At 59.5% G+C, this 25,185-nt stretch carries 24 protein-coding genes; 3 read left to right on the top strand and 21 right to left on the bottom strand.

Annotated features, from left to right (window positions below):
- Positions 1–11: 11 nt before the first annotated feature.
- Genes B9N93_RS16155 through B9N93_RS16125 form a run of 7 tightly spaced genes read right to left on the bottom strand, consistent with a single transcriptional unit; the run spans position 12 to position 5,895 of the window.
- On the bottom strand, positions 12–1,283 hold the full coding sequence (locus B9N93_RS16155; RefSeq protein WP_085215289.1) for a cysteine desulfurase: 1,272 nt from the start codon (positions 1,281–1,283) through the stop codon (positions 12–14).
- Positions 1,280–2,587, bottom strand: coding sequence for a Fe-S cluster assembly protein SufD (gene sufD / locus B9N93_RS16150; protein ID WP_085215288.1), 1,308 nt, complete (start codon positions 2,585–2,587; stop codon positions 1,280–1,282). The genes B9N93_RS16155 and sufD overlap by 4 nt, the downstream gene beginning before the upstream one ends.
- A gap of 9 nt (positions 2,588–2,596) precedes the next feature.
- Positions 2,597–3,349 carry a Fe-S cluster assembly ATPase SufC gene (gene sufC, locus B9N93_RS16145; RefSeq protein WP_085215287.1) on the bottom strand — a complete coding sequence of 251 codons (753 nt, stop codon included), beginning with the start codon at positions 3,347–3,349 and terminating at the stop codon, positions 2,597–2,599.
- Positions 3,350–3,390: 41 nt separating this feature from the next.
- Positions 3,391–3,765, bottom strand: coding sequence for a type II toxin-antitoxin system VapC family toxin (locus B9N93_RS16140; protein WP_085215286.1), 375 nt, complete (start codon positions 3,763–3,765; stop codon positions 3,391–3,393).
- Positions 3,762–3,968: an AbrB/MazE/SpoVT family DNA-binding domain-containing protein gene (locus B9N93_RS16135; RefSeq protein ID WP_085215285.1), complete on the bottom strand. Its 207-nt coding sequence runs from the start codon at positions 3,966–3,968 to the stop codon at positions 3,762–3,764. The genes B9N93_RS16140 and B9N93_RS16135 overlap by 4 nt, the downstream gene beginning before the upstream one ends.
- An 18-nt stretch (positions 3,969–3,986) precedes the next feature.
- A complete protein-coding gene (sufB, locus tag B9N93_RS16130) occupies positions 3,987–5,432 on the bottom strand; it encodes a Fe-S cluster assembly protein SufB (protein WP_085215284.1) in 1,446 nt (481 codons plus the stop codon).
- A 4-nt stretch (positions 5,433–5,436) separates the two neighbouring features.
- Positions 5,437–5,895: an SUF system Fe-S cluster assembly regulator gene (locus B9N93_RS16125; RefSeq protein WP_085215283.1), complete on the bottom strand. Its 459-nt coding sequence runs from the start codon at positions 5,893–5,895 to the stop codon at positions 5,437–5,439.
- Positions 5,896–6,031: 136 nt separating this feature from the next.
- Between B9N93_RS16125 and B9N93_RS16120 the strand changes: the two genes are divergently transcribed.
- The gene (locus B9N93_RS16120; protein WP_085215282.1) at positions 6,032–7,717 is read left to right on the top strand and encodes a L,D-transpeptidase family protein; all 1,686 of its coding nucleotides are present in this window, start codon (positions 6,032–6,034) and stop codon (positions 7,715–7,717) included.
- A 154-nt stretch (positions 7,718–7,871) separates the two neighbouring features.
- Here the strand turns inward: B9N93_RS16120 and B9N93_RS16115 are convergent, their stop codons facing one another.
- The 3 genes from B9N93_RS16115 to corA form a co-directional block, all read right to left on the bottom strand.
- Positions 7,872–8,420 carry a DUF1097 domain-containing protein gene (locus B9N93_RS16115; RefSeq protein ID WP_085215281.1) on the bottom strand — a complete coding sequence of 183 codons (549 nt, stop codon included), beginning with the start codon at positions 8,418–8,420 and terminating at the stop codon, positions 7,872–7,874.
- Between the two features lie 789 nt (positions 8,421–9,209).
- Positions 9,210–10,157: a glycosyltransferase family A protein gene (locus B9N93_RS16110; protein ID WP_085215280.1), complete on the bottom strand. Its 948-nt coding sequence runs from the start codon at positions 10,155–10,157 to the stop codon at positions 9,210–9,212.
- Positions 10,158–10,196: 39 nt separating this feature from the next.
- On the bottom strand, positions 10,197–11,363 hold the full coding sequence (gene corA, locus B9N93_RS16105) for a magnesium/cobalt transporter CorA (protein WP_085215279.1): 1,167 nt from the start codon (positions 11,361–11,363) through the stop codon (positions 10,197–10,199).
- 96 nt (positions 11,364–11,459) lie between these two features.
- Between corA and B9N93_RS16100 the strand changes: the two genes are divergently transcribed.
- Both B9N93_RS16100 and B9N93_RS16095 read left to right on the top strand, forming a co-directional pair.
- Positions 11,460–11,927: a YeeE/YedE family protein gene (locus tag B9N93_RS16100; RefSeq protein ID WP_217807312.1), complete on the top strand. Its 468-nt coding sequence runs from the start codon at positions 11,460–11,462 to the stop codon at positions 11,925–11,927.
- Positions 11,924–12,337, top strand: coding sequence for a DUF6691 family protein (locus B9N93_RS16095; RefSeq protein WP_085215277.1), 414 nt, complete (start codon positions 11,924–11,926; stop codon positions 12,335–12,337). The genes B9N93_RS16100 and B9N93_RS16095 overlap by 4 nt, the downstream gene beginning before the upstream one ends.
- Here the strand turns inward: B9N93_RS16095 and B9N93_RS16090 are convergent.
- From B9N93_RS16090 to shc, 11 genes are all read right to left on the bottom strand, one after another.
- On the bottom strand, positions 12,269–12,988 hold the full coding sequence (locus B9N93_RS16090) for a protein-methionine-sulfoxide reductase heme-binding subunit MsrQ (protein ID WP_254899408.1): 720 nt from the start codon (positions 12,986–12,988) through the stop codon (positions 12,269–12,271). The genes B9N93_RS16095 and B9N93_RS16090 overlap by 69 nt on opposite strands.
- 139 nt (positions 12,989–13,127) lie before the next feature.
- Entirely contained in the window at positions 13,128–14,525 is a 1,398-nt protein-coding gene (locus B9N93_RS16085) for a glycosyl hydrolase (RefSeq protein ID WP_085215276.1), read from the bottom strand.
- A 168-nt stretch (positions 14,526–14,693) separates the two neighbouring features.
- Positions 14,694–16,358 carry a copper resistance D family protein gene (locus tag B9N93_RS16080; protein ID WP_085215275.1) on the bottom strand — a complete coding sequence of 555 codons (1,665 nt, stop codon included), beginning with the start codon at positions 16,356–16,358 and terminating at the stop codon, positions 14,694–14,696.
- Between the two features lie 12 nt (positions 16,359–16,370).
- Complete coding sequence (locus B9N93_RS16075) at positions 16,371–16,742, bottom strand: copper resistance CopC family protein (protein WP_085215274.1); 372 nt, start codon at positions 16,740–16,742, stop codon at positions 16,371–16,373.
- 43 nt (positions 16,743–16,785) lie between these two features.
- Positions 16,786–17,355, bottom strand: a complete 570-nt coding sequence (locus B9N93_RS24860; RefSeq protein ID WP_125469025.1) for a hypothetical protein — start codon at positions 17,353–17,355, stop codon at positions 16,786–16,788.
- Between the two features lie 22 nt (positions 17,356–17,377).
- Complete coding sequence (locus B9N93_RS16070; RefSeq protein WP_085215273.1) at positions 17,378–17,719, bottom strand: hypothetical protein; 342 nt, start codon at positions 17,717–17,719, stop codon at positions 17,378–17,380.
- A complete protein-coding gene (locus B9N93_RS16065; RefSeq protein ID WP_085215272.1) occupies positions 17,692–18,165 on the bottom strand; it encodes a hypothetical protein in 474 nt (157 codons plus the stop codon). The genes B9N93_RS16070 and B9N93_RS16065 overlap by 28 nt, the downstream gene beginning before the upstream one ends.
- Positions 18,166–18,195: 30 nt before the next feature.
- Positions 18,196–19,587, bottom strand: a complete 1,392-nt coding sequence (locus B9N93_RS16060; protein ID WP_085215271.1) for an aspartate aminotransferase family protein — start codon at positions 19,585–19,587, stop codon at positions 18,196–18,198.
- 44 nt (positions 19,588–19,631) lie between these two features.
- Complete coding sequence (locus B9N93_RS16055) at positions 19,632–22,280, bottom strand: MMPL family transporter (protein ID WP_085215270.1); 2,649 nt, start codon at positions 22,278–22,280, stop codon at positions 19,632–19,634.
- Positions 22,281–23,042 carry a phosphorylase family protein gene (locus B9N93_RS16050; RefSeq protein ID WP_085215269.1) on the bottom strand — a complete coding sequence of 254 codons (762 nt, stop codon included), beginning with the start codon at positions 23,040–23,042 and terminating at the stop codon, positions 22,281–22,283.
- 156 nt (positions 23,043–23,198) lie between these two features.
- Positions 23,199–25,157: a squalene--hopene cyclase gene (shc, locus tag B9N93_RS16045; protein WP_085215268.1), complete on the bottom strand. Its 1,959-nt coding sequence runs from the start codon at positions 25,155–25,157 to the stop codon at positions 23,199–23,201.
- Between the last annotated feature and the right edge of the window lie 28 nt (positions 25,158–25,185).

Genomic DNA, 25,185 nt, shown 5'->3' with positions numbered 1-25,185 from the left:
GTGTCGTCGTTTTAGCCGAAAATCTCGATCACCTGGCGGAGGCCCGCCATCAGGGTATCGACTTCCTCGAAGGTATTGTAAAGCCCGAACGAGGCCCGCGCCGTGGCCGGTACCTGGAAGAAATCCATCACCGGCATGGCGCAATGGTGCCCGGCGCGGATGGCGATGCCCAAATGGTCGAGCAAGGTGCCGATATCGTGCGGATGGATGCGGCCCAGGGTGAAGGACAGGATCGCGCCCTTGTCACGAGCGGTGCCGATGAGTTTCAGCCCGTCGATCTGGGCGGCACGTTCGGTGGCGTAGGCCAGCAGCCGGTGTTCATGGGCGGCGATGGCCTCGATACCGAGGCTGCGCACATAGTCGATGGCTGTGCCCAGGGCGATGGTATCGACGATATTCGGCGTGCCGGCCTCGAATTTATAGGGCAGGCTGTTGTACTCGGTCTTGTCGAAAGTGACTTGGCGGATCATATCGCCACCGCCTTGATAGGGCGGCATGGCTTTCAGCAGGGCTTCCTTGCCGTACAACACGCCGATGCCGGACGGCCCATACAGCTTGTGCCCGGAAAAGGCGTAGAAATCGCAATCCAGCGCCCGCACATCCACCGTGAGATGGGGAATCGCCTGCGCCCCGTCCAGCAACACGGGCACGCCGCGTTCATGGGCCAGGGCGATGATTTGTTCCACCGGGTTGATGGTGCCGAGCGCGTTCGACATATGGGCCACGGCCACCAGCCGGGTGCGGTCCGACAGTAGCGCCGCGAATTCGTCCAGGATCAACTCGCCGTCGAGATTGATGGGCGCGACTTTCAGCACCGCGCCGGTCTGGCCGCACACCATCTGCCAGGGCACGATGTTGGAATGATGCTCCATGGCGGTGATGAGGATTTCGTCGCCCGCGCCCAGCTTGGATCGGCCATAGCTCTGCGCCACCAGATTGATGGCCTCGGTGGTGCCACGGGTGAAGATGATTTCCCGCCCGCTGGCCGCGTTGATGAACGCCCGCACCTTCTCCCGCGCCCCCTCGAACAAATCCGTCGCCCGCTGGCTCAGGGTATGCACCCCGCGATGCACGTTGGCATAGTCCTCCTCGTACACCTTGCGGATGCAGTCGATGACGGCGCGGGGTTTCTGGGTGGACGCGGCGTTGTCCAGGTAGACCAAGGGCTTGCCGTGGATGCTCTGCGCCAGGATCGGGAAATCGGCGCGGATGTGGGCGAGGTCGTAGCCGGTGTCGGTCGGCATGGTTTTAATACTTTTCTGGATGTGCAGGGCGGTGTTCATAGCCAATCTCCCCGAATATCGGCCTGGGGCAGGGCGGCGAGCAGGGCGTCTTGGACCTGTCGTTTCAGGCCGTCCAGCCGGATTTTCTCCACCATCTCGTTGGCGAAGGCGAAGGTCAGCATATTGCGGGCCGAAGCTGCGTCCACCCCCCGCGATTGCAGGTAAAACACCGACTGCGGGTCGAGTTGGCCCACCGTGACGCCATGGGCGCATTTCACATCGTCGGCCAGGATTTCCAGTTGCGGCTTGGCGTCGATTTCGGCATCCGCCGACAACAGCAGGTTGCGGATGCTCATGTCGGCGTCGGTTTTCTGGGCATCCTGGGCGACCACGACCTTGCCCGCAAATACCCCCCGCGCCCGGTCGGCGGCGATGCCCCGGTAGGTTTCGCGGCTGGTGCCGCGGGGGGCTTGGTGTTGGATCAAGGTGTGGGTGTCGAGGTGGCGGCGGCCCGTGGCGAGGAACAAGCCGTTCAACTCGCACTCCGCGCCCTGGCCCAGGGCGCTATGGATTTCGGTGCGGGCCAGCAGTCCGCCGAACGCCGCGTGGTGCTGATACAGTCGGGCCGAACGCGCCTGTCCCGCGTAGATGCCGCCGAAGTGATAAGCCTTGTCGGTTTCGGCCTGGAGCTTGTAATGGTCGAGGATGGCGTTTTCACCCAGGTCGATTTCAGTGACCGCCGCCGTCAGGGAGGCCGCGCCGTCGAGGCCGACATAGGTTTCGACGATTTGGGCCTGGGCCTGCCGGTCCAGCGCGATGACATGGCGCAGGGTCGCCAGCCCATCGTTGCGGGTCGAAACATGCAGCAATTGCAGCGGCTGTTCCAACACCACGCCCGCCGCTAGCGAGATAAACGCCCCATCCTGGAAATAAGCCGTGTTGAAAGCCACGAAACCATGGGTTTCACGCCCAGCGCTGCGCTGGAAAACCGGCTCGACCCGCTCGGGGCATTCCACCAAAGCCGCTGTCAAGGGCAGTACGGTCACGCCATCCGGCAAGCCTGCCAAGTTCGATAATTCCGCATTGAACCGGCCATCGACGAACACCAGTCCCGCAACTTCCGGCAAACGCCAAGCCGCGATGCGGGCCGGGTCAAGCGAGTCCGCCGCTCCGGTCACATTGGCTTGAAACCGCTTTTTCTCGATAGGCACGATATTGGTGTATTTCCATTCCTCCTCACGCGGCGATGGGAAACCCCCCATCACGAAACGCCCGGCGGCCTGTGTCCGCAAAGTTTGCAGCCAAGGCAAATCCTGGCCCGGTAAATCGCGGGCCGTGGTTTGATAATGTTCGGCGTAATCCATGGCGCGTCCTCAAGCGGCGGCGGGTTGTTCGACCCAGCCATAACCTTTTTCTTCCAATTCCAAGGCCAATTCCGGCCCGCCCGATTTGACGATGCGGCCATGGGCCAAGACATGCACGAAATCCGGTTTAATGTAATCAAGTAGCCGTTGATAATGGGTCACCAAAATGAAAGACCGCTCCGGCGAACGCAACGCATTCACCCCATCGGCGACGATTTTCAGGGCGTCGATATCGAGGCCGGAATCGGTTTCGTCGAGGATGCATAAACTGGGTTCCAAAATCGCCATTTGCAGGATTTCATTGCGTTTCTTCTCGCCGCCGGAAAAGCCTTCGTTGACGCCGCGATACAGGAATTGCTCATCCAGGCCCAGCGCTTTGATTTTGCCTTTCACCAGTTGCAGGAAATCCATGGCATCGACTTCGTTATCGCCCCGATGCCGCCGCACAGCGTTGAGCGCCGCTTTCAGCAAATAGATATTGCTGACGCCGGGGATTTCCACCGGATATTGGAACGCCAGGAATATCCCGGCCCGCGCCCGTTCCTCGGGTTTCATGTCCAGAAGGTTCTGGCCTTTGAAATCCACGCTGCCGCCGGTGACCTCATAGCCGGAACGCCCAGCCAAAACATGCGACAAAGTGCTTTTGCCGGAACCGTTCGGACCCATGATGGCATGGATTTCACCAGGGTTTACCGTGAGGCTGATGCCTTTGAGGATGGGTTTGTCTTCGACTTGGGTTTGGAGGTTTTCGATGGTGAGCATGGTCTCTGAATCTCGGTGATCTGTGTCGTTGGCTTTGAGGGTTATGGTTTGCGGATGTAATTCACTTTGGGTAAACCCTCGAAATCATTGTCCTGGGTCCACAGTATGGCCTGATGTGTCCAAGCCGTGGCTAATATAATGCTATCCGCCATGGGTGTTTTATACCGATATGAAAGTTGGGCTGCATAAACAGCCAAGCTTGAATTCAAATCGATAACTTGGGCTTCCTGCATCAGAGCAACCGCACGTAAGGCGCGGGCTTCGTCGGTTTGAATCAATACCCGCTTGAACACTTCGTATAGGCTGATGGAAGGTACAATCAGGTTCCGGGTATCCTCAATGGCCGGGGCGAAAAATTCTACATTCGGACCTTCGGCGAAATATTCCAACCAACCCGAGGAATCGACGACATTCATAGCCGGTCATTTTCCCGTTCGATGGTGGTGTCTATGCCTTTCAGGAAACCACGGGCCTGTTTTAGGCTGGATTGCGGAATTAATTCGATGCGGTCATCGAGTTGAACCACCTGGATTGTCTGGCCCGGCTTGATATGCAAGGCTTCGCAAATCGCAATGGGTAAAGGCAGTTCCAGGTTTTGCGAGACGGTCACAGTTTGCATTGGCGAACTCCCGGTTAATTAACCTACACTCCCTTCCAAGCTGATCCCCAACAAAGCCTGCGCCTCCACCGCGAATTCCATCGGCAATTCCTTGAAGACCTGCTTGCAGAAGCCATTCACGATCATCGACACCGCATCCTCGGCGGATAATCCCCTTTGCTGGCAGAAAAATAATTGATCCTCGCTGATTTTCGAGGTGCTGGCTTCATGCTCGATCTGGGCCGAAGGCTGTTTCACTTCGATATAAGGGAAGGTATGGGCACCGCAGCGGTCGCCGATCAATAAGGAGTCGCATTGGGTATAATTGCGGGCATTGTCGGCGCTCTTCAAGACCTTGACTAAGCCCCGATAGCTATTCTGGGCACGACCGGCGGAAATCCCCTTGGAGATAATGGTGCTGCTGGTGTTCTTGCCGATATGAATCATCTTGGTGCCGGTATCGGCTTGCTGGCGATGGTTGGTCACGGCGACCGAGTAGAATTCACCCACCGATTCATCGCCGTTCAAGAGGCAACTGGGATATTTCCAGGTAATCGCCGACCCGGTTTCCACCTGGGTCCAGGAAATCTTGGATTGAAAACCCCGGCAATCGCCGCGCTTGGTCACGAAGTTATAAATCCCGCCTCGACCTTCCTCGTCGCCAGGATACCAGTTTTGCACGGTGGAATATTTGATTTGCGCCCGGTCCAAGGCGACCAATTCCACCACGGCGGCGTGGAGTTGGTTTTCGTCGCGCATGGGCGCACTGCATCCTTCGAGATAACTTACATGGCTGTCTTGATCGGCAATAATCAAGGTGCGCTCGAACTGGCCGGTTTTCGAGGCATTGATACGGAAGTAGGTCGATAACTCCATCGGGCAACGCACACCCTTGGGGATATACACGAAGGAACCATCGGTGAATACCGCAGAATTCAGCGCCGCGAAAAAGTTATCGCCGGTCGGCACCACACTGCCGATATATTGCCGCACCAACTCGGGATGTTTCTGCACGGCTTCCGAGATGGAGCAGAAAATCACCCCCGCCGCCGCCAGTTTGTCCTTGAAGGTGGTGGCGACCGAAACGCTATCGAAGACCGCGTCCACCGCCACCCCGGCCAAGCGTTCTTGCTCATAGAGCGGGATACCCAGTTTCTTGTAGGTTTCCAAGAGTTTCGGATCGACTTCGTTCAGGTTTTTCGGTCCTTCTTTGATTTTCGGGGCCGAGTAATAGCTGATGGCCTGATAATCCACCGGCTCGTAATCGACATAGGCCCAGCGCGGTTCCGTCATGGTCAGCCAATGGCGATAGGCTTCCAAACGCCATTCCAGCATCCATTCCGGCTCGTCCTTTTTGGCGGAAATGGCGCGGATCACGTCTTCGCTCAAGCCTGGGGGCAGGGTATCGGCTTCCAAATCGGTGACGAAGCCGGGCATATATTCCTTTTTAATCAGCTTTTCCAGGGTTTCGGCGGTCGCGGCCATGGGGTTACTCCGGTCTCGGGTAAATAGGGATATGATGTGCGGAAATACGGATTTCCTCGGGCGCTTGGGGCCGGGCCATGTCGGCCAGGGTGACCGATTCCAGCGAGGAACGGATCGCCCGGTTGATGACGGCCCAGTTGCCGCGGATATGGCAGGAGGCTTGTTCGCAGACATCGTGTTCCAGGCCGCATTCGGTCAGGGCGATGGGGCCTTCCATCGCGTAGATGATGCGGGCCACGGTGGTGCGCTCGGGCGGCAGGGCGAGTTGGTAGCCGCCTTTGGCGCCGCGGGTGGATTTGAGGACGCCGGTGCGGGTGAGTGCCTTCAATATCTTGCTCACCGTGGGCATGGCGACGCTGGCCGTGCTGGCGAGGTCGGAAGCGGTGTAGGTCCGCTCGGGCTGTTTCGCCATGTGGCCCAATACGATGATGGCGTAATCTGTGAGTTTGCCGATGCGCAGCATGGATAGGCTCCGTTGATTGGGGACCATTCTAGTCCTGTATAAAGCCCAAGTAAAGCGGTCGGTTATTACCGGCGGGCGTGGGCAATCGGCGTATACTTCGTGCTCTGCCCGCTTGCCAGCCAGGATAATTATTCCGATGATGACCGCCCGTTTTCCCACCGGGAGCCTTTGGTTCTGCCTGTTCGCACTCCTGTGTTTCGTCCATCCCGTCCGGGCGGAAGAGCCGCCGGCCGATACGGTGTCCACCCATCTCCAAAGCTTGTTGAAGGAGGGAACGCATCCCAAATCGCGCTGGAGCGCGTTCCCGGATTATCAGGCCCAACTTGACGAGCTTTATCAGCAAACCAGCCTGATGCCGCTCTGGATCAAGGACGGTCGGCCCACCCCGCAAGCGGCGGCGATGATCGACAGCCTGGCCGAGGCCGACGCCAAGGGCTTGAACGCCGCCGATTACGACGCGGCTTCGCTCAGGCAATGGCTGGCCGCGCCGGAACTGGCGAACGCCAATCCCCGCGAGACGGCGCTGTTCGATTTGGCCTTGAGCCTCGCCACCATGCGCTATGTGTCCAACCTATATGTGGGGCGGATCAATCCGCGCCATGTGGATTTCGGCCTCAGCATCGAACCCAAAAAGCTGGACCTGCCCGCGCTACTCAAGAACATCGCCGCCAGCGACAGCCCGAAAACCCTGGTCGATGCGGTCGAACCCAAACTGCCGGTGTATGGCTGGCTGAAAGAGGCTTTGGTGCGCTATCAGGTTTTGGCGAAGGAGGCACCGACGGTGGCGGTGAATTTTCCGGCCAAGTTCGGTCCTGGTGCCAAACATAAGGATGTGCCGGGTTTGCGGCGCTTGCTGCTGGCCTTGGGCGATATCAAGGAGATCAAGCCGGAACTGGCGGATTCGGAAACCTACGATCCCGAGTTGGCGGCGGCGGTGAAGGCATTCCAGAAGCGCCACGGCCTGATGGCGGACGGCGTGATTGGCAAGGGGACTTTAGCGCAATTGAATGTGCCGCTGGCTGAGCGGGTCCGGCAAATCCAATGGGGCTTGGAGCGGTTGCGCTGGTTGCCGGAGGATATTAAAGGCCTATATCTGATCGTGAATATTCCCTCGTTCCAGTTGTATGGTTCCAGGGATGGCGAAGGTTTCGGCCACCACGATATCCAGATGAATGTGATCGTGGGCGAAGCTATCGACGGACGTCATACCCCGGTATTTCATTCGGATATGACCTATGTCACCTTCCGGCCTTATTGGAATGTGCCGTATCAAATCACGGTCAAGGAATACCTGCCCATCGCCCGGCGTAATCCAGGGTATCTGGCTCAGCATAATATGGAGATCGTCGCCAATTTCGGCCCCAATGCCCAGCCTTATGCGGCCAGTTCCGGTAATATCGAGATGCTGGCTTCCGGGGCTTTGAAACTCAGAATGCGACCCGGTCCCAAAAATGCGTTGGGTTTGGTCAAATTCACCTTCCCCAATAACAATAATGTCTACCTGCACAGCACGCCCAGCCAGGGCTTATTCCAACGCTCGCGGCGGGATTTCAGCCATGGCTGTATCCGGGTGGAAGACCCGGTGAAACTGGCGGAATGGGTGCTGGCGGATAACGCGGAATGGTCGCGGGAGCGGATCGAAGCCGCGATGAAGGGCGACAACCCCAAGAATGTCACGCTGGATAAGCCGATCCCGGTGTATATCTTCTATTCCACGGTTTTGGCCGACAGGGAAGGGCGGGTGAGTTTCTTCGGCGATATTTATGGACACGATCGGGTATTGGAAACCTTGCTGGAGAAGGGGTTTCCCTATCCTTCCTGAATCCGCTACTAGAAAATTTCCATATTCCTTGTAGGGTGAGCACGTATTCCGTGCCCGCCTAGATGATCCGCTACGGCTGAGCGTATACCCAAACCGAAAATGTTCTAGCGTAGCCCGGATTCAGTTAAGCCGCATCCGGGCTACTTGCTCTTGATCATCCCCTATCCGAAGCGAATGGGTTTGGTAGGGAATTCAACTGGTTGGCGAGTTGATTGGAAAGATGGCCGAATACCGCGCCGAGAATGAAGGAAATCGAAATCACCAAGAGCGGATTATTCAGGCTGGCACCCAACAGCACTTCCTGGGTCATTTTGTCCGGGGTTTGCAGCAAATAGGCGAAAGTGGAGGAATACCCCAGGACGCCCACCGGGATCACCGCGAATTGCGGCAGCTTGGCGGATAGGCACAAAACAATCACCGCTCCGCCCACGATCAAAGCCGTGGCGATTTCCACGCCGATAGAAACCTTAGGGTCTATCTTCAGCAATAATATTGCGGTCACCCAGGCCATGAACACCCCGAAGATGCCGTTGACGCCGGTATTGATCGCGGCCTCCAAATTGGCACCCAATAGGAAATAGGCGGCCCAGGCGATGGTCGCCGCCCAAATGAAAAACACACCTGCTGCGGGCCCCACGGCGAAATAGGTCGCGATACCCGATAAAACGCCAATACTCAAGGAAAGGGAAGTCAGTTTATCCATGGTTCATATCCCATATCGGTAAAAATAAAAACGAAGTAAGCGCAGTGTCGTAATGGGCGCAATAACCCATTTAGGGAGGCAGAGGATGCTTGCGTCCCACACCGATGTCAACGCGGGCGGGGCGGGGCATATTGTCGCAATATGGGATATGCAATAGTTTTTCGGCCTGGCTGCGAATCCCGCTATGAGGCGCGATCCGTTGGTATTTCGATATGACATATCCAGAACCCGATATGGAATAAAGGCTTGCAGGGAAGGGTCTTCGCGCCGGATTCCATGGCGCGGGTTTGGGTTTGTGCGGAATGGCTCATTCGCTCAGTTAAAACCCGCATCCTGGGCCGCGCAAATAATAGGCGATGGTGTTTACCTTACATCTCGACTTGCGCAGCTACGATGCCTTTGCTATCGAGCATATTGACAATAGCCTGGCCTAAGCGCGATACCTCCGATGCGTGGGAAATACCCTTGGGCCATTGCCTGAGAGGGGGATGGGTCGAATAAAGATGGACCATTTAAGCGGAGCTTGGAGATAGCCAGCGCCCGGCTCGCCTATGCTGCCGCATCCGATGGTGAATTCCACGCCGGATGGACTGATATATTCGATAAGCCAGCCCCAATCTTCCCCTATGGGATAACTGGTAATAAAGCCGTTTCTTGCGAGTGCTTGGGCTAGCCACCAAGCCAGTTCGAATCCATATGCGCCCGGATTGCCTTGGCATTGCTCGGGAAGGACGGGCAGGAACTCAGTCGAACAGAACTCAATGCGCCACATGGTTATATATTGCCCCGTTAATTATGTATCACCGCCCGGTTGCGGATATTCCCACCTTTGAACCGCAATCGATATAAATCCACCCACCACCGTATATACCCCATCGGTAATAACAATAGCCAGAGCGGATCGTAATCCACCTGTTTCCCCTGCGCCCACGGTCCTAGGCCGATATGCAGCGAAAAACGGATGAATTCGATGGTACTGCGCCGAAGCTGCTTGCGAGCGAGCCAAGCCCGGTGCAGGGTGATTTCTTCTTGGAAAAATAGCTGGAATCCACGTGGGCTGGTCATGCGGATGCGGAAGCGGTTGGAGGTCAGCCCATCGGGTTGGTATTCCACTTGTTGCACCGATTCATTCACACAGCGGAAGATATATTCGTGGGCGATCCGGTTCCAGGTGATAGAGTCGCGGCTATTCAATTCCCCTGGAAATAGCGGATAGGGGAATCGCCGCAATATTTCGGTGCGGATGGCGTGCTTTTTATCGCCACCAATCCCTAGCCGGTAATACAGGTCGAGATAGCTGATATCGCAAGGATTGCTTGGGTAGGGTGTGGTCAATACCCGCCGTCCATCCATGCTTTCCACCAAACCTTCCACCCCGGCATAACGCGGGCGTTTTGATTCCGGGATCGATTCCCAGTGGCGCAGGATGCGCTCTAAAGTATCTGGCAACAATCGGTCGTCGGAATCCAACAGTAGGAAAAACCAGCCCCGCGCCGCCGCCACCCCGGCATTCTGCGCGGCGTATTTGCCTTGGTTCGGCTGCTTGAAATACACCAGTTCGAAATCCGCCCGCGCCTGCCAATCCCGGATCAAGGCTTCGGTATTATCTGTGGAGCCATCGTCCACGATGACGGTCTCGAAATCCCGGAAAGTCTGGGCTTCGATACTGGCGAGGGCGCGGGGTAATAGATGGGCGCGGTTATAGGTGGGAATGAAAATGGTGAAGGTATAATTCATGTCAGGCACTTGGGGAATGTAAGCGGGAGGGCCATGGGATTATATCCAATCGCGGCGGCGGAACCAGACCAACATTCCAAGGCCGATAATCAGGCAGACCAGCCAGAACACCGGATAGCTCCAGGACCAGTGGTTTTCCGGGATGGGCATATTCATCCCATAGACCCCGGCGATGAAGGTCAACGGCATGAAGATGGTGCTGATGACCGTGAGTACTTTCATGATTTCGTTCATGCGGTTGGACATGACCGACATATAGGTTTCGGTGAGGGCGGTAGCGATTTCGTGATAGGTTTCGTTGAGATCGATGATCTGCACGCAATGATCGTAAATATCCCGGAAATAGGTCAGCGTAGTTTCCGACAGGCATTCGTGGCGTTCCCGCAGCAATTGGGCGATCATTTCCCGCATCGGCCAGATCGCCCGCCGCAATAATAATAAACCGCGCTTCACCGCATGGGTTTTTTGCAGGGTGAAATGGCGTGGATCGTCCAGCAATTCCTCCTCAGTTTCGTCGATGCGGTCGGAATAGTACTCCAGGAAGGGAAAATAACTATCGACGATGGCGTCGAGCAGGGAATAGCACAGGAAACTGGCCTCGGTGTCACGTATCCTGGAGCCCTGGGCTTCGAGGCGGCGGTAAATCGGCTCGAACACGCCGCCGGGGGTTTCCTGGAAGCTCAGGAGGGTGGTGCGGCCCAGGAATAGGCTGATTTGTTCGTCGTGCAGTTTCCCATTCAGCATATGGACCACGCGGGCCACGATGAACAAGCGGCCCGGCGCTTCGCCATGGCCGGGATAATCCTCCACTTTGGGGCGCTGGGCACTCGAGGTGACATCCTCGATTGCCAGGGGGTGTAATTGGTATTTCTCGGCGAAGGGGCGTAGGTTTTCCACCCGGTGCGTGCCCGAGATATTGATCCAGCGCACCCGCGCCCAGGCGGGCCGGTGGTGGGACAGGAAACCGGGAATATCGGTGATATCTCGGCATTCCATGCGTTCCGGGCAATAATCGACGCAAGTCACGCGCAACCCGGCTTCGGCAGTGGTCTCGATGGCCGCGACCGGCGCGGTGGGGATTTCGGCTTTGGGCGGGCGCAGGGACGGCATCAGCCGCAACATGCGCCCGCTGGGGGAGAAGTGGCTGTGGGCGGGGGACGCTTTATCTTCCGCCGTCCGGGGTCGTTTGGTTTTTTTGTGCTTCATGTCGGAGTCCGCTTCCTGTCGGGCAGGGCATGTTAACCCATGGCGGCGCTGGGCCAAGCCTTTAAAATATCAGTCTTTGCTTATCGGGATTCATCCATGATCGATCCGTTTTTTCCCCGCGGGATGTCGCATTACCTGTGGGGCGGTCTCGCGATTGGCGGTGCCATCGGGCTGCTTTATCTCGCCACCGGCCGGGTGGGCGGGATGAGCACGCTGTTCAGCGCCGCTTGGTCCTATGTTTCGCGCCGATCTTATTTCCAGGGCGAACACCTACGGGATAGCCGGGTTTGGCGCTTGGTCTATGCCGCCGGTTTGATCCTGGGGGCGCTGGCTTATCTGGCCGCTACCGGCGAGCCGTTTTCCACGGGCGTGGCGGCGTGGCGCTTGTTTGTCGGCGGTGGCTTGATCGGCTTCGGGGCGCGGTTGGCCAATGGGTGCACGGCGGGGCATGGCATTTGCGGGCTGGCTGCTTTGCAATGGCCGTCCTTGGTGGCGGTGTTGGTGTTCCTGGGCACGGCCATCGCCGTGGCCCAGGTGTTCCACGGTTTGGGGGTGGTTCCATGAGGGCGGTGTCGTTGGGCGTGGTGTTGGGATGCGGGGCTTTGTTCGGCCTGGGTTTGGCGGTGTCGGGCATGGTCAAGCCGGAGGTGGTGCTGGATTTCCTGTTGTTCCGGGATTTGGGCCTGCTCTTGGTGTTGGGCGGCGCGGTGGCCGTGGCGCTGGCGTTTTATCAGCTCGCGCCGCGCCTGTTGCAAAAACCGCTGTTGGAACCGGAGTTCGGTCGGCATCCTTCCCGGCCCGGTGCCAGGACTTGGATCGGCGCGGCCTTGTTCGGGGCGGGTTGGGGCTTGTGCGGGGTGTGTCCCGGTCCCGCCATCGCGGGTTTGGGGGTGGGTAACATGCCGTTATTGATCGCCCTGGCCGGTATTTTCATCGGTGCCTATGTGCAGGGGCGCTGGTTTTCGGGGGATTGACCGGGACCGGGCCGGGCCGTGGCTGCGCCGGGGCCGGGCCATCCGCGCCGCCAGCAAGGCGCATAAGGCCAAGGCATAAAGCCCCGGCAAGGTGATATCGCGCTTCACCAGCCATAGGTAATGCAACACCGCCACCAGGGCGCAAAGATAGGCCAGCCGGTGCAGCCGCCGCCAAGATCGTCCCCCCAACCGCCGTACCATGCCATCGGTCGAGGTCGCCGCCAGCGGTAGCATCAAGGCGAAGCCTAGGCCGCCCGCCGCAAGGAAGGGCCGCTTGGCGATATCGGCCAGCATCCCGGCCCAATCGAAGAATTGCTCGAACACCAGATAGGCCGCGCCGTGCAGGCAGGCGTAGAAGAACGCGAACAACCCCAGCATCCGCCGCGCGCGGACCAGGCCGTGCCAGCCGGTGAGCCTATGCAGCGGGGTGATGGCGAGGCTGGCGAACAGCAGGTTGAGGGACCAAAGGCCGGTGGTGGCGGTGATGGTGGCGACCGGATCGGCCCCCAGGCCGCCGGTGCGGACGCCTACCGCCAAGCGGAGCGCCGGGATCAGGCCAAGCAGGAACAGGGCGGTGCGGAGCCGGTGCGGGCGTGGGGAAGGCGGGGGCGTCATGGTCGGTTGGGTGGGGGCGCGGGCCGGTGGAGCCATCGGTGCCGACCCGGCGGGTTCGGGCCTCTTGCCATGCGGGAAGAGGCCCAGGGGCGGAACCCCATGAATCCACCGATCCCCGCGTGGGCGGGGAAAGGTTGTTGGGCTTGATGGGTTTGCGCAATCGATGAACCCTGGGTTAGTAGGGAATATCCAAGGTAAGCGTGCTTTGGGGGTTAAGTTTAATCTCGATTTGCCGGTTTTGTCCTGACTGGGCGGTGTTTTTCTGGGTCGCCGCGCCGCCCTCGAAAGAAACGTAGCCGAGTTTCCCAGGCGGGGGCGGGGGCGATAGCTTCAGTGTGGCGGTCACCTTGGCGCGGGTATTGTTGGCGACCGCGACAATCAGCTTGCCTTGGGCCTTCAACGCACTGAGCGTAATGGCATGGGTTTGCCATTGTGGTTGGATGACCGAGGCATGGTCCGGTATCCGGGGATATAGGGTTTTAAGGGCGAAATATACCGGCTTTGGATTGCCCTGGCGGTCTATCATCCCCCAGTCTTTGTTGATGCCCCAGCTATGGTCTCCCAATTCCCAATAAAACAGGGCGTTGGCACCGCCATTGATCAAGGCCAAGGTATTTTGAAAAACCTCCACGGCATAGGGGTCGGAATAGGACGCCTTGACCAGCCCGGCCACCGCCGGATCATTGTTCGCACGGGTGGCGAAATCATCGAACACGGTATTCTTGGTCGAATATTCGGTGACATAGACCGGCTTTGGCGGCTGCATATTATGGGTGGCGGCGATAAAAGGCGACAGGGTTTGCGCGGCGGTACTTTGTTTGCTTTCGTAGATATGGGTCGACCACGTCTGGATGGCGTGCCTGGCCTCGTTGTCCAAGGGGGATAACCATTGTTTGCCCGCCTGTCCCCCGACACCGGGGCCGACAATGCCGATTTGAGTGAAGCCGCGCCGGTCGATTTCCTTCCTCACCAGTTTGACCAGGGTGTTATATTCGTCGGGAGGGATATAGGTGCCCCAATGGCCTTCCGGTTCATTGATGAGTTCGATCAAGGCGGGCCGGATACCGTGGCTGTCGAGATAATTCAAGGTCGAACCCCAGACCCTGGCATAGTCATCCAGATATTGCGGGAGCAATTGGTTGTCCTTGGGCTGCCAAACCTTGGGGGCCGTCCAGATCAGCATCACGGTTTGTATCTGTCGGTTATCGAGGAAATCGAAGGTGGCCTTGGTTTTGGGCAATAGGGTGGGATTCTTGGCGAATTGCCGGGAGATATATCGATCCATTTCTTCCGGGCTGCTATCCACCGGGACGGGATCGTCCGGGGTATTCAAGCCCGGCGAGGCGGAGAGTCTGACATAATCGATAGCGAGATCGGTCAAAGCCTGCTGGCCTTTGGGGGTGAATTCGGTGGTCCAGATTTGGGTGCCGAAACCCAGGAACTCGTGGGAAATCTGCCGGGTATCGATGGCGATGGTTTCCCGGACCTCCGGGACTTGCGGTTTCGGGTCGGCGTAGGCATCGAGGCTCAGGCACAACAAGAGCGCCAGATAGGGTTTGCGGCGGTTCGGCATGGCGGATTCCTCCTTGGGTGGGATGGTTCGGAATCGTGGGCGCGGAATGGGTATCTTTGGGATTGGACCGCGCAGCCCGCCCAAACGGTGGTTCCCGGTAGAACAGCATATTCCCCGATGCAAAAGGGCACCCTGGGGTGCCCTTGGGTTTGGCCGGAACGTTTCCGTTTAGAACAGCGGCTCCCGGTAGAACATCATGATATTGCCGATCAGAAACATCGCCACGATGCCGATGAAACCGGCGATGCTACCTTCGGTGTAGGTCTCGCCTTGCGTCGGGGCGAGGCGCAGTTCCAGCCAGCGCCCGCTCGCCATCAATACGGCCAATAGGCCCATGGTGGTGTGGGTGGACTGGATCAGGAATTCGCTCTTCAACTCGAATTCGGCATGGGCGTGGGTCAGGAGCAGGATGCCGCCGAACGCGCACAGGACCGGGAACATGTAACGCATCCTGGGATCGCCGTGCTGGGTGCGGGCGCGCAGTTCCAACACGCCCAGCACGAAGGCCAACAAGGTGGCGATGCGGTGCTGGAACACCTCGCCATTGCTGAAGGTGCTTTCCCAGAAACCGATGGGGCCGAGCGGCCAGGTCTCGGCGTCGCTGCGGAAGAACAGGAAGATGCTCAGCCCCACGAAGCCGATGGGCCAGTAATTCGCCCATTGGAAAACCGGCCCCCGGATGTAGGACAGCATCGCCATCAGGCCCATGGTGGTGAGGAACAGTCCGGCCACGTTGTGGTTGTAGTCCGACCATTCGGTGGCGGCGACCGAGGGCACTTTGTTGACCACGGCGACCCGGCCCGCTTCTCCGGCCAATAGCGCCTCGTGGCTGGGCGAGTGGATTTTGGGGAGCCGCGGGGTGAACATCTGCGCCACTTCCGAGATTTTGGCGGTGAGTTCGGGATTGCCCGCGATATCCTCCGACGGCGGTTGCGAGGATAGGGTGGCGGCGATGAACAGCACGCCGACCAGCACGAAGGCTTCGGCCTCGATGTAGTACGGCACTTTGCGGTTGACGGTGTCGCTGTCGCCTTGTTCTTTCCAGCGTTGGCCCGCCCGGTGGTTGATGAAGGCGAAGCACAGCGCCACGCCCAGCAGGAAAATCTTGGTCAACACCAAACTGCCATAGCCCGTCCCGAACAAGCCTTGCCAGGACGCCACGAAGGCCAGGGCCAAGGGTAATCCGGTCGCCACCAGCAACACCACCGCCGCCACGCCCAAGCCCCCGAAACGCACGATGGCACTGGGCCACAGGGCTTTGGCTTCGGATTCGTGCCGGCCCAGATGCCACAGCGCCAACAACTGCGCCACCCCGCCGAACCAGATGGCGGCGGCGAACTGGTGCAAGAGGGTCATCAGCATCAGGGGTTCGCGCATCTCGAACCGCCCGACCGCGTGGACCAGCCAAGCCCCGGCGATGACCAGGGGCGCGGTGCAGAGCGCGAGGTAATCCCACAGCCGCCGCTCGGTCGGCCTCAACAGCAATTGCCCGGCTAGATAGGCGATGCCCAGCGCGAGCAGGAAGCGCATCAGTCCCGCCTGGAATTGCACCGTGCCCACGTAGGCATCGACCGGCAACTCCCCCAGCACGCCCCATAGCACCATGCCCTTGATGAGCAGTTTGCTGCCTTGCATGGCGGCGAGGGCGATGGCCCCGAAGCGCAGTACCCAGGCAGCGCGGCGGACGATGGCCGGGCCGGCGGCGGGCTGGGGCGACCAGACCTTGAGGATGACGATGCTCCAGAGGAGGCTACCGACCACCAGCGCGTAGCCGATGAGGATGAGCCCGCCCAGGAAGTCGTCGATGAAATTGGCCAAACCTTGCATGTACATGGAATGGCCCCCTTATTCCGCGACGTGGAAGCGGATGGCGTTTTCCGTGAGATGGCCGTCGGCGGCGAACACCTTGTACTTGATGGCGTAGTCGCCGGGGTCGAGCGCGGGGAGCTTGATATGGAGTTCGCCGGGCTTCTTGCCCTTGGAGATTTCCACCGGGTGGTAGACATCGCCCGCGCTGACCAGGAACACCCGCGACAGTTTCAGTTCCACGTTGGAATTGAAGAACAGGGCCACGGTGGCGGCATGATGCGGCTTGATGGGTTCCTGGGTTAGCGAGGATTCGGTGACCACGGCGTGGGCGTGGGCGGTATGGGCGCTGGATAAACCGAGGAGGGCGGCCAGGGCTAGGGTGGGGAGGGTTTTGTGGTGGTGTGGCATGGGGTGGATATGGGTTGGGTGGAGTATATATGGGAATTGCGCTTTATCTGGATGGTTGGTTATAAGCTGACGGTTGCGCCATGAGAAAATTGACGATATCTGCTACGGTTTCAACTTTATCGTAATAGGGGTTATTTTTGGTGTTATCTAGCGAGCGCCTAGCGCGATAGGCGATATCTCGAATAACGATATCTTCCAGATCGTCTGGATCGATCCTGAGGTCTTTCCAGAGTCTATCAGTGGCACGCAATGGAAAAGGTGTTCTGCGGGAATTCAGGTAAGTTCCGATTTCTTCATAAACAGCCCGGATAACCCAGGTATCTTTTTTCCGGGTGTTGAACGAACGTGCAAAGCTGCAAATAGAATCGGTTGGCCGGGATTGCACCAAGGCGTTAATTCGCCGTCTTTCTTGGTGGGCTTCAATGTAAGCTAGAATGGCTACGGAAGCGGCGATTATGGTTGTGATAGTGGGGTGGATCAGAAAAAACCACAGCACTAAAGAAGCGCATAGAAAAATATAAAAAAGCGTGAATGTGAATATAAGCCATGTGGAAAACCTAGGCTTGGTTTGAGGCGGTGGAGGTAATGGCATGAGACGTGATGGAGTACGCATGGTTTATTTCCTTTGGATAGGTTTACGCTGCCCTCGAATGTGGCCGATACAGCCTCCGCAAAGCCTCCGGCAAAAGTTCCGCCGGATATTCCCCCCTGTGGATGCCACCCAAATGCCACCACCATTTTTCCAAACCCTGTTCGGAATGGTCTTCCAAAAGGTAATCGGCGATTTCGTCGAATTGCACCAGACTATCCACCACATCGGCGTCCAAGTCCAACAGCATGGCGGTTTCGACATCCGATAAGGCCAAGCTCGACAAAGCCTCCCGTGCTTCCCGTAAGGCCGGTCCTTCGCCATTCATCAAGCCGAATTTGACTTCGTTGAAATAAGTGATCAGGTAATCAGTTCGCGGAGTTGCCATGAGGGTTCTCCATACAGGGTTAAATCTTGCTCGGTATAGTGGTAAACCGAGATGCGTAGTCCGGTTGCATCGACGATAGCCAGCCGCTTTTCCATGTGGGAAATCACGACATAACGTTGCCCACCCCGGCGATGGATTTCCGCAGCGCCGTCGCGCAATACACGCTCGAAACGGCTATCCAACTCGGCAGGCGACAGCAAGGAATCGCCGAATAGGTACTTATATCTGAAGTAATGCCATAACCGGCTGTTGATCCGATAACCCGAAACTTCGAGCCGTTCCAGGAAACCCTGGACTTCGGCGATATGCCGATGCGCGTGTAAAGCGTCCAGGGTTTCACGGGAAAGCCGCGCTCCGCGCTTGATTTGAAGTTCGGGCCAAGCCGGTTCGAGCAGCGCTTTCAGGAGTATCGACCCGGCTTCGAGTTTGGTTTCCGCTTCGGTCATCGCTGGGTTATCCCGCGATAAACCGCGTTATCAAGCCCCCGCCTTCTGCTTCAACGCATGGCTAATCAGATTCTTGCCCAAATCCTTGATCGCCCCGCCCACTTCCTGGGTATCGCCGATGACTTGGTCCATGGCCCGGAGTATCCAATCCCGATCTTTTTCAGTCACGACCAAGGGCGGCAGGAACTTGACCACGTTCATCCCATGGCCCGCCACCTGGCTGAGTATCCGGTGATTCTTGAATAGCGGGATGGTGATGGTCTGGCTGAACAGCCCCTTGTTGGCGGCTTCCAGCCCGGCGAAGGCGGCTTTGCGGAGCAGGCCGTCGGGCGAGCCGAATTCCACCGCGATCATCAGCCCCTTGCCGCGCACCTGTTTCAGGAAATCGTATTTCGGGATCATGGCGCGGATGCCGTCCACGATCTCGCCGCCGATCTTGGCGGCGTTCTCCACCAGCTTTTCCTCTTCGATCACCTTGAGCGTGGCGAGGCCCGCCGCCATCGCCATATTGTTCTTGGAGAAGGTCGAGCCATGCACCACGGCGCGGTCCATGCGGTTGAACACCGCGTCCATGATCCGCGCCGTCATCGCCACCGCGCCCACCGGCACGAAACCGCCCGACAGCGCCTTCGCCATCAGGATCATGTCGGGTTCCACGCCCCAATGCTCGACCGCCCAGAATTTCCCGGTGCGGCCCATGCCGGTCTGCACTTCGTCGGCCACGAACAGGGTGCCGTATTTCTGGCAGAGCTTGGCGGCTTCGGGCAGGTAGTTGTCGGAGGGGATGTTCACGCCCTTGCCCTGGATCGGCTCGAAGATGAAGGCCGCCACGTCCTGGTTTTTCAGGGCGTTTTCCAGCGCGGGCAGGTTGTCGAACGGTACCGCCACACAGCCCGGCAGCAAGGGTCCGAAGCCTTCGCGGAACACCTCTTCGCCGTTCAAGGACAAGGCACCGAGGGTCAGGCCGTGGAAACCATGCTCGCAATAGACGATCTTCTCGCGCCGGGTGGTGTAGCGGGCGAATTTGATCGCCGCTTCGTTGGCTTCCGCGCCGGAGTTGCAGAAGAACATCTTGCTCAGCTTGGGCGGGCAGTGTTTCAGCAGGGCTTCGGCCAACAGGCCGCTCAGCAGCGACACGTCCATTTGCACCAGGTCCGGCAATTCGGCGTCCAGCACGTCCCGGAGCGCCTGCACCACTTCCGGGTGGTTGCGGCCTAGGGCAAACACGCCGAAACCGCTCAAAAGGTCCAGGTATTCATTCTCCTGGCTGTCGTAGAGATAGGGACCGCTGGCACGGGTGTAGACCCGGTCGTAGCCGATGGTCTTCAGCACCCGCACCATCTGGGTGTTGAGGTGGGCGTCGTGCAAGTCGAAGTTCTTGCCGGGATGGGTTTGCAGTAAATCCTTGATGTAGCTGGACATGGCCGAAGTCGAGAAGATATTGAAATAATTGGGATTTTACACGATCAATGGGCGCGCGGCTGGCGCAGCGTGCTGAACGCGGGCAAGACCACCAGGGCGCACACCAGGGTCAGTAACAAGCCGATGGCCAGCAACAAACCCATGCTGGCGGTGCCCGCGTGGTGGGTGAAGGCGAGGCTGGAAAAACTGAACACCGTGGTCAGCGAGCCATACAAGACGCCCCGCGCCTCGCTACTGCTCAACAGGTTGTCCTCGCTGGAGCGGAGATAGTGCAGGCGGTGGGCCATGTGGATGCCGCTGTCCACGCCCAGCCCGAACAGCAAAGGGAGGGCGATGATATTGGCGAAATTGAACGGCACGCCCACCAGCACCGTCATGGCGGCGGTGAACAGCGAGGCCAATAGCAAGGGCAGCAACACCAGCAAGGTGTCTTTGAGGTTCCGCAGCACGATCAGGAGGATGACCGTGGTCAGGATGAAGGCGATGGCGAACGCCTGCTGGAAGGCGACGATGACCTCGTTCATCGATTCCAGATAGGTCACGGGTAGGTCGGTGACATCGGGATCGACCTTTTGCGCGTCCAGGATGAATTCACGCAGGTTGTCGAGATCGTTCAAGTCCTTTTTGGGGAAGATTTGCAAGCGGTAGAGTCCGTCGGCGCTGATCCAGCGTTCCACCAAATCCTGGGGTAGGGTGTCCAGGGTGATGGCTTGGGCGTCCAGGCTCTTGCGCAGGCTGGCGATGACCGGCGGCAGCGGGTCGAGGAGACTGCTTTGCAGCCGGTCCAGCAAGGCTTGGCGTTCTGCGGGCGTGGGCGCGGCTTCTAGCTTGGCGCGGAAGGTGTCGAGCGCCCGATCCAAGGGACCGAGTACGCCATCGTCCCCGCTCGTGGCCAGCCGTTCCCGCACGGCGCGTTGGAATTGTTCCACCGCCGCCAGCGTGGCCCCGCCCGGTTTGGGTCCGGTGAAGTTTGCCAACTGTGGCCCCATGACCAGGACGAGGTCGGACAGGATCGCCAACTTCTCTTCCTGATCCTCCGGCACTAGATCGAACAGGCTCATCACCCGGTCCACCGTGGGCAGGCGCTCGAAGCGGGCTTTGCGGGCCAGGGCTGCCTCGGCGTCCGGGGCCAAGGACGCCAGCGTCATCGGCGTGGTGTCCTGCGATTGCAGTAGGTATTTGAAGGTCTTGACCGATTCGGTGTTTTGGTCCCGGAGGTTCAAAGGATTGAAATCCACCTGGACTTGGAATACCAGCCACAACGCCCCGAGTCCCAGGGCAATCGTCACGATCCGTACTTGCTTGGCATAGCGCAAAGGCCAGTTCGAGGAAAAGGCCGGGGTTTTCTTGCGGGCCGGGGCGGTTTCGGGCTTGGGCTTGGGCTTGGGCTTGGGGTGGATGGGCATGACCCGCATCAAGGCCGGCAACACGGTGAAGGTGGTCGCCAGCGCGATGAACATGCTGGTCCCGGCGATGACCCCGAGTTCCGCCACCCCGGAATACTTGGTTGGGATGAAGGCGAACAAGCCCAGCGCCGCGGTGATGGCGCTCAACACCAGGGACGAGCCGGTCGAGGTCAGGGTGCCGTGCAGGGCTTCGCGGTCGGACTGGCCGCGCAGGATCAATTCCCGGTAGCGCAGGCAGAAATGCGAGGAATAGGCGTCGCCCATGCCGATGAACAGTACGGCGAAACCGATGGAGATGAGGTTCAATTGGCCGATGGCGGCGGTGGCGAAACCCAGCGAGAAAATCAGGCCCATGGTCAGGGTCAGCGTGGTGGCGAACATCAGCTTGAACGAGCGGTAGGCGAACCACAGCGTCAGGCTGACCAGCACCAAGGACGCCAAGCCCGCGCCGCCCATGCCGAGGCCGATGGTCTGCATTTCCTCGTGTTCCAGCACCACCTCGCCGGTTTTATGCACCACCACGCTGGCGAGTTCGCCCCGCGTGGTGTTGGCGATGATGTGATCGACGGCGGCGATGGCCTTCTCGGCGGGCTGTATCTCCGAGAAATTCAGGACCGGCGTGGCGATGATGAAGCGCTTGGTGATGCCCAATCCCGAGTTGCGGCTGCTCATCAATTGCTGCCAGGACACCCGGTAGGGTTGGCCCGCCGCCACCGCCGCGCGGATTTTGTCCAATAGCGGCTTGATATCCAGGTCGAGGTCGTGCTGGCCGCCCTCGGTCAGGGCTTGGCCGACGATGCCGAACAAGCCCCGCAAGGTGTTGTCCTCGGCGATACGCCCGATGAAGGGCTGGGCCTGGGCGAGTTGGGCGGCGAGGGTCTCAAGCTCTTGGGGACTCAGGTACAAAAGGCCGTTGCGGGCGAAGAACTCGCCGTCGTCTGGCACGTAGACCGCCGAGAAATCGGCGGTGTCGGCCCGCAACGCGCCGCCGATCCGTGCCACGGCGGACTGGGTGTCCTCCGGCGTCTGGCCCTCAACCAGCAGGAGGATGGTATTCACATCCTGCGGGAAGGCGGTTTCCAAACGGATGCGGTTCCTCTGGAACGGCACGTCGGTGGCGATCATGTCGGCGGTATCGGTGTTGACCGAGAGGTTCCGCGCGGTGTACCACAGGCTCAACCCGCAAGCGGCCACGAAGAACAAAATCACCAGCCAGGGGTGGCTCATGACATGGGTTTCCCAGCCGTGGATCAAGCGGAGCAGGCAACGGGAAGCGATTTTGGTCATTTAAAAATCCGGGTTCTGGGTCGGAAAACAAAAATTCATACCGGAATGGGCCTTGGCGGTGCGGAGCGCCTGCAAGGCGGATTCGAAGGCCCGGCCTAAGGCCACCAGTTGCGGGACTTGGCCGGGATGGGCCAGGGCGTAGGCCAGCAGCCACAACAAACGGACCTCGCCGCGCCGGTTCAGGGCGAAGGTCACGGCCTTGGGCATATCCAGGGCCGAGTGGTCGGCGATGGCGCGCACCGCCAGGAACGGCAGGCCGTGTTCCCGCGCCACCCGCGCCACCGCCACGCTTTCCATGTCCACCGCCACGGCCTGGGTGGCGGCGCGTAGCGCTTGCTTGGCTTCGGCGGTGGCGACCACGTCGGCGCTTTCGGCCAGGAGGTCGGTGTGGATGCCGAGCTTTTTGTCCATGGCCCAGGCGAAGCGCTCGTGCCAAGCGGAATCGGGCGCGAAGGTTTCGCCATCCGCCCCCAGCAGGGTTTGGGGAATCACCAACTGCCCCGGTTGCAGCCCCGCCACCAGCGCTCCGGCGCAGCCCCAGCTCATCAGCCCGGAAACGCCTTGTTGCACCAGGCGGAGGGCGGCGCGGCGGGCGGGGTCGGGACCGGCCCCGGAGGCGATCAAGGGATGGCCGTCGCTGGTTTGCACCAAGCGGCCACAGCCGGGTTTGAGACGGCGGAGGCTCTGGGCCTCGTCGGGTAGGGCGGCCAGGATGCCGATGGGGGTTGGCGGGGGTTTGCGTCGGACGGAAGGGGTTTTCATGGTGCGGGCAGCGCCTCTGGAATCTTCCCGGTTTGGGCTATGCCATGGGCCGAAACATTCCGGGCCGGATTCCCCAACGGATGCTTGGAAACCCGGCCCGGCGCGTTTGGAGGGAACAGGGATCGCGGGGCGGGTCGCGGCCCGCCCCGCGGTGGCTTAGCCCCGCTCGTTGCGATACCGCGCCAAGGCCCACAGTGGGAAGAATTTATCGTAGCCGTGGTATTTCAGATAGAACACCTTGGGGAAACCGGGGGCGTTGAAATAGGGATCGTGCCAGAAGCCATCCTCGCCCTGGGTCCGCAATAAATAATCCACGCCCGCCGCCACTTCGGGCGCGTTGGCCTCGCCCGCCGCCATCAGGGCTAGCAAGGCCAGGGCGGTATGGAACGCCATGCTGTACTCGAAGCGGCCCCGCTTGTCGGCACTGGGATCATGGTAGGTGAAATTATCCTCGCCCCAACTGCCGTCGGGCCGCTGCACGCTTTTGAGCCAAGCGGCGGCGCGGCGCATGGCCGGATCGTCCTTGGGCACGCCCGCCGCCTCGAAACCCACCAGCACCGACCAAGTGCCATAGATGTAGTTGGTGCCCCAGCGCCCGAACCAGGAACCATCGGCCTCCTGCTCTTGGCGCAGGTAGGCGATCCCGGCATCGATCACCGGTTGGAATTCGGCCCGGCGTTGCTTATCGCTCGCCAGGAACATCACGCAGCGTCCGCTCACGTCGGCGGTGGGCGGGTCGAGCAAAGCGCCGTGGTCGGCGAACGGGATGTTGTTCAGATAGTAATAGGTGTTGTCGGCGTCGAACGCGCCCCAACCGCCGTTTTCCGAAGCCATGCCCGCGATCCAGTTGCCGGCCCGGCGCAGGACTTCGGTGTATTCCCCGTCGTTGCCTTGCAGGATGGCCTGGGCCACCACGGCGGAATCGTCCACGTCCGGGTAATAGGTGTTGTCGAATTGGAAGGCCCAACCGCCGCCTTCGACATCGGGTTTGCGGATGCGCCAGTCGCCGGGATGGTCGGTGAGTTGTTTGCTCGCCAGCCAGCGCAGCCCGGCTTGCACCGCGGCTTCGGTGTGGGTATCGCGGTCGTATTGATTGGCCGCTTGCAGCGCGAGGCTGGACAAGCCAGTATCCCAGATCGGCGAAACGCAGGGTTGGCAATAGGCATGGTCTTCCTTGAACACCAACAGCCGGTCGATGGACTCCTTGGCGATGCGGCGGTGTTCATGCTCGGGCGGATAGCCCAGTAAATCCAGGGCTTCGTAGGCGTTGACCATGGCCGGGAAGATCGCGCCCAGGCCATCGACGCCGTTGAGGCGCTCGACGAACCACTCCAAAGCCTTTTGGGTGGCTTTCCGGCGCAGGGCTTTGGGAATCAACGGCTCCATCCTGAAACCCACCCGTTCCAAAGCCAGGATGGCCTTGCCCAGCGGGGTTTTGACATGGGAGAAATAATCGCGCTCCAGTTCCGGGTCCACGGTGAACAATTCGCGCACGCCGATTTTCAAAGGATTGCGGGCCTTCACCTTGTGGCTGCACAGGATGAACAAGGGCACCATCACCGTGCGCGACCAATAGGACACCTTATCCAAATGGAACGGGAACCACTTGGGCAGCAGCATGATTTCCACCGGGATGAACGGCACGGCCCGCCACGGCACCTGCTCGAACATCGCCAGCATGATGCGGGTGAACACATTGGAATGCGCCGCGCCGCCCTGGCTCAGTACCCATTCCCGCGCCTTCTTCATGTGCGGGGCGTCGATGTCGTCGCCCGCCAGCTTCAGCGCGTAATAGACCTTCACCGTGCAGCTCATATCGCCGGGACCGCCGGTAAACAGCGGATAACTGCCATCCGCTTGCTGATGGGCGCGGAGGTAAACGGCGATCTTGGCTTGTAAATCCGCGTCGAGTTCATCCATGAAGTGCATCATCAGGATGTATTCCGACGGAATGGTGCAATCGGCCTCCAACTCGAAGACCCAATAGCCTTCCTCGTGCTGTAGCGCCAAGAGGTGGTCCTTGACGCGGCGGATGGCTTGGTCCAGCGGGGTTTCGTAAGGCTTGAGGAAGGCCGAATCGATAGCGGTGTTGCGGGCTGCCGGTTCTGTAAACATAGCTAAGAGATTCCCTTATTGTGGTTGG

Source organism: Methylomagnum ishizawai, assembly GCF_900155475.1.
GTDB classification, from domain to species: Bacteria; Pseudomonadota; Gammaproteobacteria; order Methylococcales; family Methylococcaceae; genus Methylomagnum; species Methylomagnum ishizawai_A.
The sequence above is the reverse complement of the archived record's forward strand: the minus strand, read 5'-3'. Positions and strand labels throughout refer to the sequence as shown.

Bases quoted from the DNA above. Each gene is read 5' to 3' on its own strand.
- B9N93_RS16155 (WP_085215289.1), bottom strand. From the start codon at position 1,283: ATGAACACCGCCCTGCACATCCAGAAAAGTATTAAAACCATGCCGACC.
- sufD (WP_085215288.1), bottom strand. From the start codon at position 2,587: ATGGATTACGCCGAACATTATCAAACCACGGCCCGCGATTTACCGGGC.
- sufC (WP_085215287.1), bottom strand. From the start codon at position 3,349: ATGCTCACCATCGAAAACCTCCAAACCCAAGTCGAAGACAAACCCATC.
- B9N93_RS16140 (WP_085215286.1), bottom strand. From the start codon at position 3,765: ATGAATGTCGTCGATTCCTCGGGTTGGTTGGAATATTTCGCCGAAGGT.
- B9N93_RS16135 (WP_085215285.1), bottom strand. From the start codon at position 3,968: ATGCAAACTGTGACCGTCTCGCAAAACCTGGAACTGCCTTTACCCATT.
- sufB (WP_085215284.1), bottom strand. From the start codon at position 5,432: ATGGCCGCGACCGCCGAAACCCTGGAAAAGCTGATTAAAAAGGAATAT.
- B9N93_RS16125 (WP_085215283.1), bottom strand. From the start codon at position 5,895: ATGCTGCGCATCGGCAAACTCACAGATTACGCCATCATCGTATTGGGC.
- B9N93_RS16120 (WP_085215282.1), top strand. From the start codon at position 6,032: ATGATGACCGCCCGTTTTCCCACCGGGAGCCTTTGGTTCTGCCTGTTC.
- B9N93_RS16115 (WP_085215281.1), bottom strand. From the start codon at position 8,420: ATGGATAAACTGACTTCCCTTTCCTTGAGTATTGGCGTTTTATCGGGT.
- B9N93_RS16110 (WP_085215280.1), bottom strand. From the start codon at position 10,157: ATGAATTATACCTTCACCATTTTCATTCCCACCTATAACCGCGCCCAT.
- corA (WP_085215279.1), bottom strand. From the start codon at position 11,363: ATGAAGCACAAAAAAACCAAACGACCCCGGACGGCGGAAGATAAAGCG.
- B9N93_RS16100 (WP_217807312.1), top strand. From the start codon at position 11,460: ATGATCGATCCGTTTTTTCCCCGCGGGATGTCGCATTACCTGTGGGGC.
- B9N93_RS16095 (WP_085215277.1), top strand. From the start codon at position 11,924: ATGAGGGCGGTGTCGTTGGGCGTGGTGTTGGGATGCGGGGCTTTGTTC.
- B9N93_RS16090 (WP_254899408.1), bottom strand. From the start codon at position 12,988: ATGGCTCCACCGGCCCGCGCCCCCACCCAACCGACCATGACGCCCCCG.
- B9N93_RS16085 (WP_085215276.1), bottom strand. From the start codon at position 14,525: ATGCCGAACCGCCGCAAACCCTATCTGGCGCTCTTGTTGTGCCTGAGC.
- B9N93_RS16080 (WP_085215275.1), bottom strand. From the start codon at position 16,358: ATGTACATGCAAGGTTTGGCCAATTTCATCGACGACTTCCTGGGCGGG.
- B9N93_RS16075 (WP_085215274.1), bottom strand. From the start codon at position 16,742: ATGCCACACCACCACAAAACCCTCCCCACCCTAGCCCTGGCCGCCCTC.
- B9N93_RS24860 (WP_125469025.1), bottom strand. From the start codon at position 17,355: ATGCGTACTCCATCACGTCTCATGCCATTACCTCCACCGCCTCAAACC.
- B9N93_RS16070 (WP_085215273.1), bottom strand. From the start codon at position 17,719: ATGGCAACTCCGCGAACTGATTACCTGATCACTTATTTCAACGAAGTC.
- B9N93_RS16065 (WP_085215272.1), bottom strand. From the start codon at position 18,165: ATGACCGAAGCGGAAACCAAACTCGAAGCCGGGTCGATACTCCTGAAA.
- B9N93_RS16060 (WP_085215271.1), bottom strand. From the start codon at position 19,587: ATGTCCAGCTACATCAAGGATTTACTGCAAACCCATCCCGGCAAGAAC.
- B9N93_RS16055 (WP_085215270.1), bottom strand. From the start codon at position 22,280: ATGACCAAAATCGCTTCCCGTTGCCTGCTCCGCTTGATCCACGGCTGG.
- B9N93_RS16050 (WP_085215269.1), bottom strand. From the start codon at position 23,042: ATGAAAACCCCTTCCGTCCGACGCAAACCCCCGCCAACCCCCATCGGC.
- shc (WP_085215268.1), bottom strand. From the start codon at position 25,157: ATGTTTACAGAACCGGCAGCCCGCAACACCGCTATCGATTCGGCCTTC.